The sequence below is a fragment of the Massilia scottii genome (assembly GCF_030846495.1).
In the GTDB taxonomy this organism is placed as follows: Bacteria; Pseudomonadota; Gammaproteobacteria; order Burkholderiales; family Burkholderiaceae_D; genus Telluria_A; species Telluria_A violaceinigra.
Window position 1 is genome coordinate 1 of sequence record NZ_JAVCWM010000051.1, and the last position, 15,000, is coordinate 15,000.

Consider the following 15,000-nt stretch of genomic DNA (forward strand, 5'->3'; position numbering starts at 1 on the left):
CAAACAGCTGGTAAATCCGGCGATACTGGTCATACCAGCTCTCCGGCTGCACGAACGCGTGGCGTTCCAGCGGATAGCTGGCCAGTTCCCAATGATCCTTTTTCAGCTCGATCAAGCGCTGCGCGATGCGCACCGAGTCCTGGTAAAACACGTTATCGTCCACCATCCCGTGCGAGATCAGCAGGTGTCCGCGCAGCTTGTCGGCGTACTCGATCGGGGACGACTTGCGGTATGCCTCCGGATCCAGATCAGGCGTATTGAGAATGTTCGCGGTGTACTCGTGGTTATACGTCGTCCAGTCGGTCACGGGCCGCAGCGCCGCGCCTGACTTGAACATCTCCGGCTCGCGCATCAGCGCCATGAAGGTCATGAAGCCACCATAACTGCCACCGTACACGCCCACGTTTTTCAGGTCGCCCTGGTGGTTCGCCGCCATCCAGTTCACGCCATCGACGTAATCTTCCAGCTCCGGATAGCCCATCTGGCGATAAATGGCCGTGCGCCAGGCGCTCCCGTAGCCTTTTGAAGCGCGATAGTCCAGATCGAGCACGATGTAGCCCTTCTCGACCAGCAGGTTGTGGAACATCTGCTCGCGGAAGTACACCGGATACCGCTTGCTCACATTTTGCAGGTAGCCCGCGCCGTGCACGAACATCACGATCGGGTACTTCTTGCCCGGTTCCAGATTCGCTGGCCGATACAGCTTGCCCCAGATCTGGCCCGCGCCTTTGGTCGACGGCACCGCCACGTACTGCGGCTCGATCCAGCTGCGCGCCTTGAAGTCGGGCGAGCGCGTATCGGTCAGCTTGACGGGCGCGCCGCCACTGGCAGCGATGGTCGCCAGCTGCGCCGGCATGTAGCTCGACGAATAGTGCACCAGCAGCTTGCGTTCGTCCGGCGACAACGCAAACTGCTCGACGCCTTCGAGCGCCGTCACTTCGCGCAGCCTGGCATCAACGGCCGAAACCGAGCACACTTCATACGTACCCGGGTTCTTCGGGTTGCACATCATGAAGGCCGTGGCGCCGTCGGCCGACCACTGGATGCGGGTCGCTTCCCACTTGCCCTGCGTGAGCGCACGCGTCTTGCCGTCGCCAGCGCGGGTGTACAGGTGCGCGTAGCCGCTTTCTTCGGACAGGTACCACAGCGTGCTGTTATCGGGCAGCCAGCCGAATTCGTTGTTGCCCGAGTTGACCCAGGCATTGTCGGTGACGCGGTGGGCCGGCTTGAGCGTGGCGCCGGCCAGGTCGACGGTGGCGATCCAGCGGTCCTTGTTGTCGGCGGCGCGCAGCATCACGGCCAGGCCTGTGCCGCTGCGGTTCCATTCGACCGCGGCGCCATCGTCATCGACGCGCACCACGCGGTTGCCTTTCAGTTCGGGCAGTTTTTGCGCCTTGCGCAGGTCCGCCAGCGGGTCGACGCCGATGCCGGGCAGGCTGTCGAAGGACAGGTCGCGCATCTCGCGCGTGGCCAGGTTGACCAGCTTCAGTGTGTGCGAGACCGGTGCGTTGCGGCCGACGCGCGGACGCTGGTCGTCGAATTCTTCGTAACCCGATTCGGTCACGTAGCGCGGCAGCTTGCCGATGCGGCCCTTGTCGGTGGCCTTGGGTGCGGTCACCAGCAGCAGCCAGCGGCCGTCCGGCGACAGGGCGCTGCCGTCGATGACGACCTTGTCGCCCAGGTAGATCGGCGTGGGCGCGCGGGTGGGATCGGCGCGGCGTTCCTGTTCGGCGCGGTCGCGGCTCGCGTCGCGGTCGTCCTTCTGGCGCTTGAGGGTGGAGATCAGGCGCAGTTGGAGGTCGCGCAGGTTGTCGGCGTCCGGCGCGGCGGCGGGGTCCTTGGTGGCGTGCGCCGCGGCCAGCGGCGAGATCAGACGGTCGGCGCGGTTCCAGCCGAGCCATTCGTGACCGACGCGGAACTGCACGCTGCGCCCGTCGGCGGAGTACTGGGGCGCGACCAGGCCGTTGCTGCCGCGCGTGATCTGGGTCAGCGCGCCGCTTTTGAGATCGCGTTCGAACAGGTCGCCGTTGCGCAGCATGATGGAGCGCGTGCGCTCGCGGTTGTAGATGACCTTGTCGCTGTCCAGATTGGCCAGTTCGGCGTCGCCAACCAAACGTGGTTTTCCGGGCGCGGCCTGGTAGATGTCGCGCAGTTGCGAACCGGTGCGCTTCTGCTTGTAAAACACCTGCTTGCCGTCCCAGCTCCACCAGGCGGTTTCCGCCGGCGTGCCGATCCAGTCGGGGTGGGCCATTGCCTGATCGAGGCTGATGGGCGTGGCGGCGACGGCGGGGATCGCCCACATCGCGGCCAGGAGGGGTAGGACAAATAGGCGCATGGTAAATACAGTTCGAGAGGAAATGAAAGGAAATGCGAGAAGTTGCAGGATCGCATTCTAGCGCAGGCGCGGCGGGTGTGGGCGGCCCACGGGTTGGCGCTGCCGCACAACATTGCGCGCCCGGCCTATCGCACGCGGCGTGCCTTGCGGACCGATTCGATCAATTCAAAGAGGAGCATCCCGCCCAGCATGGCCGCGACGAAAAGCAGGGCATCGCTGCCGCCGGTCGCCAGCGATGCCAGCGCGGGACCGGGGCAGTAGCCGGCCACGCCCCAGCCCGCGCCAAAGGTCAGCGCGCCGATCAGCAGGCGCCGGTCGATCTTGCGCGCGCCGGGCAGGTGCACTGTTCCGCCCAATAGCGCAGTCGAACGCCGTGCCGCGATGCGGAAGGCGATCGCCGCCACCGGAATGGCGCCGGCCATCACAAACGCCAGCGCGGGATTGAAGTTGCCGGCCAGGTCGAGAAAGCCGATCACCTTGGCCGGATCGGTCATGCCCGAGAGGATCAGGCCAAGCCCGAAAACCAGGCCGCTGACGAACGCTGCGCTGACGTATTTCATACGGCTCCCGCTCCTAAGAGATGGCGCAGCACGAAGACGGTGACGAAACCGGCCAGCATGAAGGCGGCGGTCGCGGCCAGCGAGCGGGGCGACAGGCGCGCGATGCCGCACACGCCATGCCCGCTGGTGCAGCCGGACCCGTAACGGGTGCCCAGTCCCACCAGCAGGCCGCCCACGATCAGGCTCGCCTTGCCGGCTTCGACGTGCACCTGGGGCAGGGGAGCGAACAGCACGAACACCAGAGGGGAGAGCACCAGTCCCAGGAGAAAGGCGATGCGCCAGCCGAGTTCGCCACGAACCGGACGCAGCAGCCCGCCGAGGATGCCGCTGATGCCGCCGATGCGGCCATTTAGCAACAGGAACATGGCGGCGGCGAGGCCGATCAGGGCGCCGCCGGCCAGCGCGCGGACAAGGTCAGGACTGAGCGGTGGCATCGTCGTTTTTCTCCGGGGTTGGTGAACAGAACTGCTGATACAGCACATCCATGACGGCGCTGGCCTGTGCGCTGCTGAGCGAGTAGAAAATCTGCTTGCCGGCGCGCCGGGTACTGACCAGTTGTTCGTTGCGCAGCACGGTGAGCTGTTGCGACAGCGTCGGCTGGCGAATGCCGGTCAGTTGTTCCAGTTCTCCCACATTGCGCTCCTGGTGCGACAGCTGGCACAGCAACAGCAGGCGGTCGCGGTTGACCAGCACTTTTAACAGCGCGCACGCCTGCTCCGCGCCAGCGGCGAAGCGTTCGAGATCGAGTGAATTTTCCAGCATGGGCATGGGCGCGGCAGCAATCGTCAATATCAATCTGGATAATATATCACAAGATAGAATATGTGCGGATCAGTTGTCCGGGCCGGGCATGCTGGAATTGCGGGGAAGGTTGTACGCTGCAGCGGTGGCAGCGCGGAAATACATCCGGCCGCGAGCGCGGCCGGTGAGATTCAGACGTCTTGCTGGTCTTGCTCTGGCTCCGGGCCATCGCGGAAGAAGATGGCGATGCGAACGGCCAATGCAATGGCTGCCAGCGCGCCCGGGAGGTATTCGATGACTTCCATGATCAACCCCGCGAAGCCAGATTGCGCAGTTCAGCCGCCAGGCTAGGATGCATGTGCTGGTAAGCATTTGCCATGACGATCAGCTTGCGATGGCTGCGCATGCGCGCCCGGTCGTTCTGGGTCGGCTTGACCGCTACTTCCTGCGCGATGAACTGGCGCTCTTGCGCGGCAAACAGCGCTGCGGCAAAGGCACGCGCCGCATTGCTGACGTCGGTCAGGTAATGGCGGAAGCTTGGGTTCGTCGGTTGGGTGTAGGTGGCGCTGCTCATTTGGAACTCTCCTGGGGATTAAATTGCGTTGTTGCAGTGCAGTATAAGAGAGTCCGAGGTATAAAGAAAATTTTGATTTATGATGCCTCATATCACCATGGCTAATATCAGCATTTTCGTGGCTATATGCATTATTCGCGCCAGTGATGTCGGTGGGCAATATGAAATGTCCGTATATCAATATGAATAAAGGGGCAAATTCACGCTGGGATTGCAGTCCAGGTTTCAGCTGCTTTCGCAATTGGTGGGGAATGTTCGCCGGTCGGGCGGGATAGCAGTTTTCACCCCCGCGTGCGGCCGAATGCGTGCGCATATTTGGCTGCCTTGCGCGGGGGAGTGCAGCGCACTGGTGTGGGCAATGAGGCCGGTAATGCGGCCAGCTTCGAGCATGGCGGCATTACGTCGGGTTTTACGCGTCGGCTGGGGCAGCGTCTCCATCGGCGCTGGCGGGCGGTGCAAAACTGTCGAGCCAAGTGCGCCAGAGCGTCTCGAAACGCTCGTCGAACGGACGCGCGGTGGCGGCGGTGAGGATCAGCGCGCGTTTCGGTCCGATCAAAAAGGCGGCCTGGCGCTGGCGGATCGTCTGGGCTCCGTTCTTGTACTGCGCCTCGATCCGTTCGCCCGACATTTCCGGCTGGTGCGAGCCAAGGCGCTCCGGCGCGCGTGCCAGCAGCTTGTGGCCGGGCATGCGCGCCTTGAGCAGGCCAAGCTGGCGGTCGACATACGCGGCGAGGGTTTCGCCGTCGGCCAGCCAGTCGCGCGCGATGCTTAGGTTGGGCTGGTTTTGCAGGTCGGCCGGCACGAAGATATTGGTGGTGTTGTCCTGGTAGCCCGGAGGCAGGCCGATGCTGCCTTCGTGGATGCCGACGCGGGGCGCCGGCTCGGTGCTGCTTGCTGCTGTGTTCTCGCTCATGCGCTATATCCGTTTTCTGGGGAGTCAAAAAGTAGTCGGCGTGGTGCTATTTGGTCGAGTAGCGCGGCGGCGTGCTGTTGTCGGCGCAGCGCGGCGGACGCTGGCCGATGCAGCGCTCCAGCATGGCGACAATGGCGGGCAGGGCGCGCCGGCGCGCGATGGCCAGCGCGTTTTCGCCGCGCGCGTTACGCAGGGCCGGGTCGGCGCCCTGGTCCATCAGGAAAGCGGTCAGTTCCAGATTGCCGGCTTCGATGGCCAGCATCAAGGGCGTGGTCGCTTGCGCCCCGGGCTGGTCGATCGCAGCGCCGAGCTTGAGCATCATGTCGGCCAGCGCGGCTTGCGCGCGCACGTCCGCGTGGCGGGCACTCTTGGCCAGGTGGTGCAAGGCTGTGTTGCCGTCGTCGTCGCGCTGACGCGTATCGGCGCCGCGTTCGAGCAGGGCGCTGGCGGCGGGCCACTGGCCGGCATCGAGCGCCGCGTGCAGCGCCGTGCCTCCCTGGGCGCTTCGCGGCGCATCGAGCACGGCGCCAGCCTGGTGCAGCATGTGGATGGCATCGACGTCGCCGCTGGACGCCGTCATTATCAGTGGCGTGACGCCGCCATGGCATGCATTCGGATTGTCGCCGGCGGCCAGGACTTTTTTCAGCGCGGCGTGGCGGTCCTTGCCGAGGGCGGCGAAGATGCGTGGCGCGGCCAGCGCCATGCCAGCGGGGCAGCGCTGCGGTGCGGACGGTTGGACCGGCAACGGTGCTGCGCACGCCATTGGCACGGCCAGCAAGCAGGCGGCCAATGCGGTGAGGCGGGCGGCATCATTCATTGCGAAGCGTCGTACGGCGGTTTCTTGGCATGCATGGCGATGGCTGGTTCCAGGTCAGTCCCCGGGTTTGATGCTGCCCGGTGATGTGTGCAATATTAAAAAAACAAGATGAATTCTAACAAACCATATCATGGAAAACAATTTGTATCGGAACGCAGCGGGCGCCGGGATCGGCTTGGCTGGTGCTGCATGACCCTGTCGGGCCAACTGGCGCCGCCGCAAGGAGCGGCGCCGGCAATCTGCCCGGGACGGATGGGGCGCGCGCGGCATGGCGCTTACTGCGGGGTGATTTCTGTCGCCGACAGCGTGATGTTGGTCGCTGCGCCGCTGTCGCCCAGGATCTTCTGCGCGATCACGCGGTTCGCTGGCGCCAGCACGTTGAAGTGATCCGCGCCCCTGACCGGAACGAAGCGGATCTGCGGGTTGCGCGTGGCGTTGCGCATGGCGAGCAGCGAATCGAGATTGCCGCCCGCGCCTTCGATCACACAGACGGGCGAGCGCACCGATTCCAACCAGCGTCCGGGCGAGCGCAGCGCCGCTTCGCGCGGATTGGCGGGATTGAAGCTCGTGAAGCGGCCGCCGTAGCCGTCGATCTCGTCGACCGGGCCGAACGAAAAGACGGCGCGAAAACGCGTCGAGGTTTCGGCGGTGAGCAGCCAAGCGGGGCAAGTTCATCGTACATCCTTTTTGTAGCGACGCGGTGGCGTCGGCAGGCATTGCTGGTAAGTGCGCGGCGTGAAGCACCGTGCGCGCGCAGGCGTGTTGTGCGGACTGCAGAGGCGAACGGTTGTGTTTTCCCTGGCGCAGTAACCTTTGCAATATAGAAAAATTTTAGGGGCGTGGCAAGGGTTTAAATGGGAAGCAGGATGGGATGGAAAGTCAAGAAATGCCGGCTGACAAGCCTGGGCGGAAAGATGCACGCGAAAGTGCAGCAGGACGTCCGGTTTGGCGTGCTTGCCAGCATTTGGTATGCTGTCCCCGTTGCACCAAGACTGACGATAATCCAACCACGAGGATCGGATGAGCAGATTTATCCTGGCGACATGGACGACGCTATGCCGCGCGTTACTGGCAGGCGCAGGGTGTGGCGGATGCAGTCCGGGCAACAGTGCCGCGCTGGTCGAGCCGCCGCGCGCAGGCCCTGGCGCGCGCCATGCGCAGGCCCGCCACATGGCCGCCTGTCCGTTCGTCCGGTCGGCCTGACCGGTGCTTGCCGCCCTTCCTATCCTTGTCATCCTGGTGCTGATGATCGGCATGCGCGCCTCGGCCGCACGCGCCGGCAGCGCCGGTTTGGCCATCGCCGTCGTCCTGGCCTGGTGGCAATTCGGCCTGGGCACCACAGTGATGCCGCAGCTGGGCATGTTCGCTAGCGTCGGCGGTGCGCTGGCCGAGGCCGGTTTTATCGCGATCACTATTTTGTGGATCATTTTCCCGGCCCTGTGCATCCACGAACTGCAGTTGCGCACCGGCAGCATGGATGTGCTGCAGCAAGCGATGGCCCGCATTACCGGCGACGCCCGCATCATGGCATTATTGATCGCCTGGTTTTTCGTGCTGTTCGTCGAGGGGGCAGCCGGGTTCGGCACCTCGGTGGCGCTGGCCGCGCCCTTTCTTGTCAGCGCAGGCTTCGGCCGTGTCGCGGCGGTGAGCATCGCGCTGATCGGCCACGCTGTCGGCGTTTCCTTCGGCGCCGTCGGTACCCCGGTCCTTCCCCAGGTGGCGGCGACGGGCTTTAGCGCCCTGGAACTGGCCGGCGCCACCGCCTCCTATCACGTGCTGCTGGGCTGGATGATGCCGCTGGCCGTCATGTTCCTTGCCGCCCGCGCCCTTCCGGGCGGCGTGCGCGCGGCGCCACTGTGGGGCTGGGCGCTGTTTGCCGCGTGCTGCTTCCTGCTTCCTTTCTATCTGCTGGCGCGCTATGTGGGGCCCGAATTGCCGACATTGGGCGGCGCCCTGCTCGGAGCATTGCTGTTTGTGGGCATTCTCAAGCTGGTGCGCGGCGCGCGAGCGGCGGACGCGGCGCCCGGCGTGGGCGGCGCCGAACTGCTCAGGGCCAGCGCGCCCTACCTGCTGCTGATCGCCCTGGTGCTCGCCACCCGCCTGTTCCCTCCGCTCAAGGCACAACTCGGTTCCGTCACGCTGTCATGGTCGCTTGCACCGTTTAGCGGCAGCATGCAGATCCTGTACCATCCGGGCACGATGTTGCTGGCGAGCTTGCTGTTGGCGGCGCTGTTCACCCGGATTCCGCTGGCTGTGCTGGCCTCGACCATGGGCGCGGTTGGCATGCGCCTGTTGCCTGTCTGCGCGGCCCTGCTGGCGATGCTGGGCCTGTCGCGTGTCATGGTTCATGCCGGCATGATCGATGCGCTGGCCTCGACCGCCGCGACCGGTGCCGGCTCCTTGTGGCCGCTGCTCGCCCCGGCCATCGGGGTGCTTGGCACCTTCGTGACCGGTTCGGCCACCGCGTCGAATATCCTGTTGACCGAGTTCCAGGTCGCAACGGCGCGCCAGCTCGGCTTGTCGGTGCTGGGCCTGGGCGCGGCCCAGGGTTTTGGCGCCGCCGTCGGCAACATCATCTGTCCGCATAACATCGTCGCTGCCAGCGCCACCGTCAACCTGGTGGGGCGCGAGGGCGAGGTCCTGCGCCAGACGGCCGTGGTCACTTTCGTGTACTGCGCGCTGGGAGGGGCGGCGGCGCTGCTGCTGTTCGCGTGACAATGCTTGTGCGACCTGCGTTTCCATGACACCCGCGGCGGCGTGCCGTGGGGGAGGGCAGGAGATAAAACTGAAGAGTACCGGGCGTGGTGAGAGCACGCGAACCTGTGTCCTCCGCGTCCCGAATAAACTGGACGTCCATCCTGCTCCGGAGGCATTCGCGTGCATTGACGATCGCGATGGTGTGGTTAAATGAGCTCCTTTTCCGATTGGAACGACGATGACCGCACATACCGCAACCGCCCCCAAATGGGGCATGGCGCTCGACCTGGAACGCTGCATCGGATGCCACGCCTGCTCCGTGGCTTGCAAAGTCGAAAACTCCGTTCCGCTCGGAAACTTTCGCACCAAGGTGTATTACTACGACTTCACTGCCATCAATCCTTTCAACAAGAAGGAAACGATGAAGCGTGCTTTTTTGCCGACGCTGTGCATGCAGTGCGAGGATGCGCCCTGCCTGAGCGCCTGCGAACAGGACGCGATCACGCGCGACGCCGACGGCATTGTGCGCATCAGCGACGACAAATGCGACGGCGACCGCTCCTGCATCAAAGCCTGCCCTTACGGCGCGATCCACCAGGACCCGGTGACCAAGCTGGCCGACAAATGCGACTTCTGCTCGCACCGGCTGGAGGCGGACCTGCTGCCCGCCTGCGTCGAAGTGTGTCCGGCCGATGTATTCGCCTTCGGCGACCTGAACGACCCGGCCAGCCGCATCAACGCGTTCAACCAACGGCACGGCAAGGAACTGTCGGTGCTCAAACCCGAAGAAAAGACCAGGCCCGCCGTCAAATACCGCGGCATCGGCACGGTTGCCCCGCGCGCCATGGAAAAGAAAATCCCCAAGGGCCGCAACCACGACCCGTTCTCATATGAAGTCGACACCTGGAGCCAGTTGCAATCGACGTTCGCTCGTTCCACCGTGAAGAAAGGCTGAGAACATGGACCGCAGATCATTCATCAGGAACGGCATCGGATCGATGGCGACGCTCGGCGTGGGCGAACTCATTCTCCTTAACCCGTCGACCGCGCAGGCGATGGCGTACCGGCCGGTGGCAAACGGCAAACAGCGCAAGATCAAGAACAACTACAAGACGGCCACGCGCATCACCAGCGTGTGCCTGAATTGCTCCACGGTGTGCGGCATCGAAGGCTTTGTGCAAGATAACAAGGTGATCAAGATCCGTGGCAATCCGCTCGACCCGAACATGGGCAGCCACATGACGTGCGCCAAAGGCCAGTCCGGCCCCAACGTCAACGATTATCCGGAGCGCTTGCTCTACCCCCTCAAGCGCGCCGGTGAGCGTGGTTCGGGCCTGTGGAAGCGCATCACCTGGGAAGAAGCGTACGAAGAGATTGCCCGCCGCATTCGCGCCAGTATCGATGCCGGCCACCCGGAACGCGTGTGCATCCACCAGGGCCGCTCGCGCATCGAGGCGGAGATCGGCCGCTTCCTCGACGCCATCGGCACGCCGGTATTGCTCAATCACCGCGCGATCTGTTCGTCGAACAAGCGCGCGGCCAATTACGTGTCGCTCGGCGAGACGGACTGGGAATCGATCGATGCGGAGCGCTGCACCTACTTCCTTAACTTCGGCTCCAATTTTTATGAAGCGCACCAGGGAGGACTGCACCTGGTGTCGCGCGTGGTCAAGGCCCGCTACGACCATGGGGCCAAGCTGGTCACGTTCGATGTGAGGCTGTCCAACACGGCCGGGCGCAGCGACGAATGGCATCAGCCGTTTCCGGGCACGGAAGGCGCCATTGCCCTGGCCATGGCACACGTGATCGTGCGCGAAAACGAAGTCGATCGGGATTTTATCGACAAATTCGTCCAGCCAGGGCTGGACACCATCCGCACCTGGCTGGCGCCATGTACGCCAGCATGGGCGGCGAAGCTGTCGGGCGTAGCGGCGGCCGACATCACCCGGCTGGCGCTGGAATTCGCGCGCAAGCGGCCGGCGGTGGCTGCCTTCACCAACCGTGGCACGGGCGCGCACTACAACGGATTCAATGCCGAGCGTGCGGTCGTCATGCTCAATGCCTTGGTGGGGTCGGTCGCCAAGGAGGGCGGCTATTGCTACGGCCTCGATGAAAAGCTGTCACCGGCGCGCTATCCGGCGCCGGAGCCAAGGCCGCCCAAGCCGACCATCAGGACGGATCTGGAAGACCCGCCGGAGTGGCCGCTGGCCAACCGCTGGCAAAAGATGAAGGTCGGCCAGGTCGTGTTCGATTATTTGCGCCAGGGACGCGCCAGGCTGGACGTCTACCTCAGCTATACGATCGCCGCGCCGATGACCTGGCCGGAAGGCCGAAGCACGACCGTCGATGTACTCAAGGATGAAAAGCTGATTCCCTTCCACGCCTGTTCGGATGTGGTGTATTCCGAAATGGCGCACTACGCCGACATGATACTGCCCGATGCGACCTACCTGGAACGCTGGGGCATGGACATCCGTAACAATATGGAGCTTCAGCATTTTGTAACGCTGCGCCAGCCGATGGTGACCCCGCCCGGTAGCGCGACGAGTTTTGCCGATGTCCTGTTTGAAATCGGCAAACGGCTCGGTCCCGAGCAGGCGAAGTACTTCAGGTTCGGCAAGCACGAAGACTTCGTGCGGCATCAGTGTTCGAAGCTGCCGACCAGGGGCGCGGACGGGAAGGTATTCAAGGATGGCTTCGAATACATGAAGCACTATGGCGTGTACGTCGATAGCGCGGCGCCCAAACCGTACGAGGTGTACCGCAAACCGCTCGCCGCGGCGCTGGTGGAAGGCAGCCGCGTGGACGAGAAAACACGCGTGATCTACAAGATGGACGACAAGGGCAAGGAAAAGGCGATCGGGCTGATGGTGGGCGAGGTGCCGGTACGCGGCTTTACGACGCCGTCGCGCAAGTTCGAGATCCATGCGCCCGAGGTGGCGAAGGTGGCTGCGACGATCGGCATGGTTGACGACGGGCTGCCGACGTTTCATCAAGTCCCGTCGCACGTGGGCATGGCGGCCGATCGCCTGATCCTGACCACGTTCAAATGGAATGTGCACACGCAGGGCAGGACGGCGTCGCAGAAGTATCTGGCCGAGATCGTGCATGACAATCCGATGTGGATTCATGCGGCGACCGCGAAAAAGCTGGGGATCAAGACCGGCGACACGGTGGAGCTGACCACGTATCGGCCGCTCAGTGGCGCCGTGGGAGACAAGGCGTACCGGGGCACGGGTGAGGTTTTGGGCTCGGCGACGGTGAAAGCGTTCGTCACCAAGGGCATTCATCCGCGGGTGGTGGCGGTATCCAATTCGCTGGGCTGGATCACGGGTGGACGCTCTTGCGAGGGTGAGCGCGGGCGGCGCGTGGAGGTGGCAGCCAAAGGGCTGGCGCCCGACGCGGCGCAAGCGTTCGGGCCGGCGCCGGCGGTCGACGACCTGGAGTTCGGCTTATGGTGGGACGAGAAGCATGGCGGACGCGGAAGCGGCGTGAATATCAATGCGATTCTGCCGATCAATCCGCAGCCTTTGGTGGGGATGCAGGCATGGTTCGATACGGTTTGCTCGATCCGGAAAGTGGTCTGAAGGCGGCGCAGGCGCCAACTGTAGCGAGGGGGCAAGGATGGGAATAGTGCCTCCCCGGTTTTAGTCGCCGCCGGCCACACAAATACTTGCGGCTTACTCACGACGAAGGGGGCGACCATCGTCGTGTGTACGCCTGCCAGAGAGCCGGGCCGGCGCCCATGCGTGTGCCTTCCTGGATGGTTGGCGCGGCACCCGATGGTGGACGACCATGCAGTCGCCCAAGCGTTGCCCCGTCGTCGAAGTGGCTCTGCTTCACATCGCCGCGCTTGCCTACCGGTCGCTTTGCAATCCGTGTAGCTGTGACGGGGGCACCTCTGGATCGAAGGTATTCAGGACTCCACATCCAGGATGAACTTTTCAAGCACCCTGCGGTTTTGAAGCAGCTGCTCGGCTTTCTGATCGATCGCACGCAAGTGGCCATGCAGTGTGGTACGAAGTTCATCGCATGGTTCAAAGATGCGACCTTCTCCTCTGATGCAGGACGCGAACTGCTTAATCGTTGCGAGCGTCATCCCGGCAGAGCCGAGAAGCTTTATTCGCTCAACAGTTTGTTCGTCTACCTGAGCGTAATCACGGTAACCAGTTTCCGTTCGACGTGGCGTCAAGAGGCCTTCCGCCTCGTAATAACGGAGCATGCGAATACTCACGTCGCAGCGTCGGGAAAGTTCGCCGATCTTCATATACCCCTTGACTCTGACAGCGCTGTCAGGTTCTAGACTGCCTACTTCCCATTCAAACCCACAGGAGCAAGTCGATGTCTGTTCAGACGAATGTTTACCCAACGCTAATCAACGCCAAGCCGGTACACAATGCCGACCTGGTGCCACTCGCTTTTTCGGGCTTTGCACATTTTACTGCAATGCAAATACGCGATCAAAAGGTCAAGGGTATGGATCTACACCTGACACGGCTACGAAAAGCTTCCGTCAGTCTATTTGGCACGGCGCTTCCTGACGAGAAAATTCTTGATAGCATCCGGCTCGCGATTGGTGGAGGCCAGGAGAATATGTCGCTCACCGTCACGGTCTTCTCGCCGGAAGGTGAGTTTAGCGCGAACAGCATGGGAGCGGAGCCGGCCATCATGGTCCGAACCGCGCCGCCGTCCGACGGACCCGCAGGTCCCGTTCGGCTTGGCGTGGTAGAGCATGAAAGGCATTTGGCTGCAATTAAGCACGTAGGCGAATGGGCGAAGACCTATTATCTCCACAGAGCCATAGAACAGGGTTTTGATGATGCTGCGTTTGTCGATCGGCATGAACGTCTAGGTGAGGCGACTATTTGGAACCTCGTCTTCTGGGACGGCGATTCCGTCGTCTGGCCCCGGGCCGACATTCTTACCGGAACGATGATGGGAATGGTTCAGCGACAACTGACACGCTTGGGTGTCCCGCAACAGCATCGAGAAATCAGACTTGGCGATTTGGCTGGTATTTCTGGCGCCGCCATCATGAACTCGTGGACACCTGGCGTCGCGGTCACTGCCATCGGGCAGAACAAGATTCTGGAAGCAACATGGTTGATGAATCTGCTGAGGCAGGCCTACGACGCTGAACCCGCACTCGCGGTCTAAGGTTGGCGCGGACTTGGCGAACGATGCACGTGCGTCCGGCTAACCCGCCTTTGGTAACGTGAGCGTCGTGGTTGAGCTCAATGGGGGCGCAGCATGAGTGCCGGCAAGGCCGCCTATCGCTCGCTAAAACAGCGAGTCAGAAGTTCATTTAAAATCAAAAAATTGCGTTCGTCTTCGCTTGTCTTCGCTTGGCTTCGCTCAGCTTCGTACGTATGCAAACCTGTGTCAATTGACACAGGTTTGGCACAGATTTTCATCGACGGCATGCGGCGCCATCATATCTGTGCCGCTGCACGGCGCGGGGCTCATCAGGGCAACAGTTTGCGCGTGGCCGCCGTGCTGATGCTGTCCAAGTGCCTGAACGCAGGCGCAATCTTGGCGATGTCATCGGCCGCGACGCCTGAGCGCTCGAACGACACCTTCCACTCCCGAACCACGCGCCAGACGTCGCCGACCAGTTCGCAAGCGCGGGGCAGGCTCAACGAGAACATGGCACGCCCCCCAGCGCATTGTCGAGCGTCGCGAGGCGACCCTGCGGCCCAATGCCCAAGTGAAGGTAGCGCTCGGTAGCGAGGCCAGGCCGCGGCAGCACGTCGTAGAGAGGACTGAGGCGCCATCCGGGCAGCCGAGGGTCCCAGAGAAATCCATGGTTTCGCAAGTGGTCGTCATCGTTGCTCGCGAAGATGTTGAACACCATCCGCTTGAAGAGCTCTTCGTTGTCCGCTCGAATCACGCTCGGATGGCAGTACTTGCGTACGGCGAGGGCCAGGCCGGCATAGGATTTTGTCCGCGATTGCGTCTCGTCGCATCCCACCAGGGTCAGGCCGCTCACGAAACCCATGCGGCGCCCGGTCAAGCCGTCGGCGGGCAAGAGCATCAAGTCCGTTGCCACGGTAGGCTGCGACCCCTGCGCCAGCCAGTAGCGGTCGAAGCGTCGAATCATCATGATGCGGCGCTCGCCGATAATGCGCGTGTTCACAGGGGGGCACGTTCAAGCCCGTCTCCCGTGCGAGCACCAACGAAGCACACTCGACCGCAGGGATGTCGAAGGCGTCATTCTTGCTTTGAAACTTTGCGAGCCACAGGGAGCCGTCCACGTCGCGCACAGACGCTTTGGGCCGGGCGCTGACCCAGCCATGAAGATGTATTCAAGGTTGGCCGGGACGTCCTCGCCGGCCTCGATGCGTTCAGCAGCCTCCATCAAGT

15 protein-coding genes are annotated in these 15,000 nt (G+C 63.1%); 4 read left to right on the plus strand and 11 right to left on the minus strand.

Annotated elements, in window-relative coordinates:
• The 8 genes from RBA41_RS32825 to RBA41_RS32860 form a co-directional block, all read right to left on the minus strand.
• Positions 1-2,335, minus strand: a 2,335-nt coding sequence (locus RBA41_RS32825; RefSeq protein WP_306628542.1) for a prolyl oligopeptidase family serine peptidase, incomplete at its 3' end; no start/stop codon positions are given.
• Positions 2,336-2,460: 125 nt separating this feature from the next.
• A complete protein-coding gene (locus tag RBA41_RS32830) occupies positions 2,461-2,895 on the minus strand; it encodes a DUF6691 family protein (protein ID WP_306628543.1) in 435 nt (144 codons plus the stop codon).
• On the minus strand, positions 2,892-3,329 hold the full coding sequence (locus tag RBA41_RS32835) for a YeeE/YedE family protein (protein ID WP_306628544.1): 438 nt from the start codon (positions 3,327-3,329) through the stop codon (positions 2,892-2,894). Before RBA41_RS32835 ends, RBA41_RS32830 begins: the two co-directional genes overlap by 4 nt.
• Positions 3,310-3,657: a metalloregulator ArsR/SmtB family transcription factor gene (locus RBA41_RS32840; protein ID WP_374709638.1), complete on the minus strand. Its 348-nt coding sequence runs from the start codon at positions 3,655-3,657 to the stop codon at positions 3,310-3,312. Before RBA41_RS32840 ends, RBA41_RS32835 begins: the two co-directional genes overlap by 20 nt.
• Before the next feature lie 286 nt (positions 3,658-3,943).
• Entirely contained in the window at positions 3,944-4,210 is a 267-nt protein-coding gene (locus tag RBA41_RS32845) for a hypothetical protein (RefSeq protein ID WP_306628545.1), read from the minus strand.
• Positions 4,211-4,619: 409 nt separating this feature from the next.
• A complete protein-coding gene (locus RBA41_RS32850) occupies positions 4,620-5,123 on the minus strand; it encodes a DcrB-related protein (RefSeq protein WP_306628546.1) in 504 nt (167 codons plus the stop codon).
• 46 nt (positions 5,124-5,169) lie between these two features.
• Positions 5,170-5,940: an ankyrin repeat domain-containing protein gene (locus RBA41_RS32855; protein ID WP_306628547.1), complete on the minus strand. Its 771-nt coding sequence runs from the start codon at positions 5,938-5,940 to the stop codon at positions 5,170-5,172.
• Between the two features lie 275 nt (positions 5,941-6,215).
• On the minus strand, positions 6,216-6,443 hold the full coding sequence (locus tag RBA41_RS32860) for a hypothetical protein (protein WP_306628548.1): 228 nt from the start codon (positions 6,441-6,443) through the stop codon (positions 6,216-6,218).
• A 703-nt stretch (positions 6,444-7,146) separates the two neighbouring features.
• On the opposite strand from RBA41_RS32860, the gene RBA41_RS32865 reads away from it, so the two are divergent.
• From RBA41_RS32865 to RBA41_RS32875, 3 genes are all read left to right on the plus strand, one after another.
• Complete coding sequence (locus tag RBA41_RS32865) at positions 7,147-8,655, plus strand: L-lactate permease (protein WP_306628549.1); 1,509 nt, start codon at positions 7,147-7,149, stop codon at positions 8,653-8,655.
• A 220-nt stretch (positions 8,656-8,875) separates the two neighbouring features.
• Positions 8,876-9,592 (plus strand): 4Fe-4S dicluster domain-containing protein, encoded by a 717-nt coding sequence (locus tag RBA41_RS32870; protein WP_306628550.1) that lies wholly within the window; start codon positions 8,876-8,878, stop codon positions 9,590-9,592.
• A gap of 4 nt (positions 9,593-9,596) precedes the next feature.
• Positions 9,597-12,224, plus strand: a complete 2,628-nt coding sequence (locus RBA41_RS32875; protein WP_306628551.1) for a molybdopterin-containing oxidoreductase family protein — start codon at positions 9,597-9,599, stop codon at positions 12,222-12,224.
• 329 nt (positions 12,225-12,553) lie between these two features.
• On the opposite strand, the gene RBA41_RS32880 is transcribed toward RBA41_RS32875, so the two are convergent.
• On the minus strand, positions 12,554-12,904 hold the full coding sequence (locus tag RBA41_RS32880; protein ID WP_306628552.1) for a MerR family transcriptional regulator: 351 nt from the start codon (positions 12,902-12,904) through the stop codon (positions 12,554-12,556).
• 74 nt (positions 12,905-12,978) lie between these two features.
• Between RBA41_RS32880 and RBA41_RS32885 the strand changes: the two genes are divergently transcribed.
• Positions 12,979-13,794: an aminotransferase class IV family protein gene (locus RBA41_RS32885; RefSeq protein WP_306628553.1), complete on the plus strand. Its 816-nt coding sequence runs from the start codon at positions 12,979-12,981 to the stop codon at positions 13,792-13,794.
• 308 nt (positions 13,795-14,102) lie between these two features.
• Here RBA41_RS32885 and RBA41_RS32890 read toward each other — a convergent pair whose 3' ends face one another.
• Both RBA41_RS32890 and RBA41_RS32895 read right to left on the minus strand, forming a co-directional pair.
• Positions 14,103-14,285 carry a hypothetical protein gene (locus RBA41_RS32890; RefSeq protein WP_306628554.1) on the minus strand — a complete coding sequence of 61 codons (183 nt, stop codon included), beginning with the start codon at positions 14,283-14,285 and terminating at the stop codon, positions 14,103-14,105.
• A complete protein-coding gene (locus RBA41_RS32895; RefSeq protein WP_306628555.1) occupies positions 14,273-14,773 on the minus strand; it encodes a HipA domain-containing protein in 501 nt (166 codons plus the stop codon). The genes RBA41_RS32890 and RBA41_RS32895 overlap by 13 nt, the downstream gene beginning before the upstream one ends.
• Positions 14,774-15,000 lie beyond the last annotated feature (227 nt).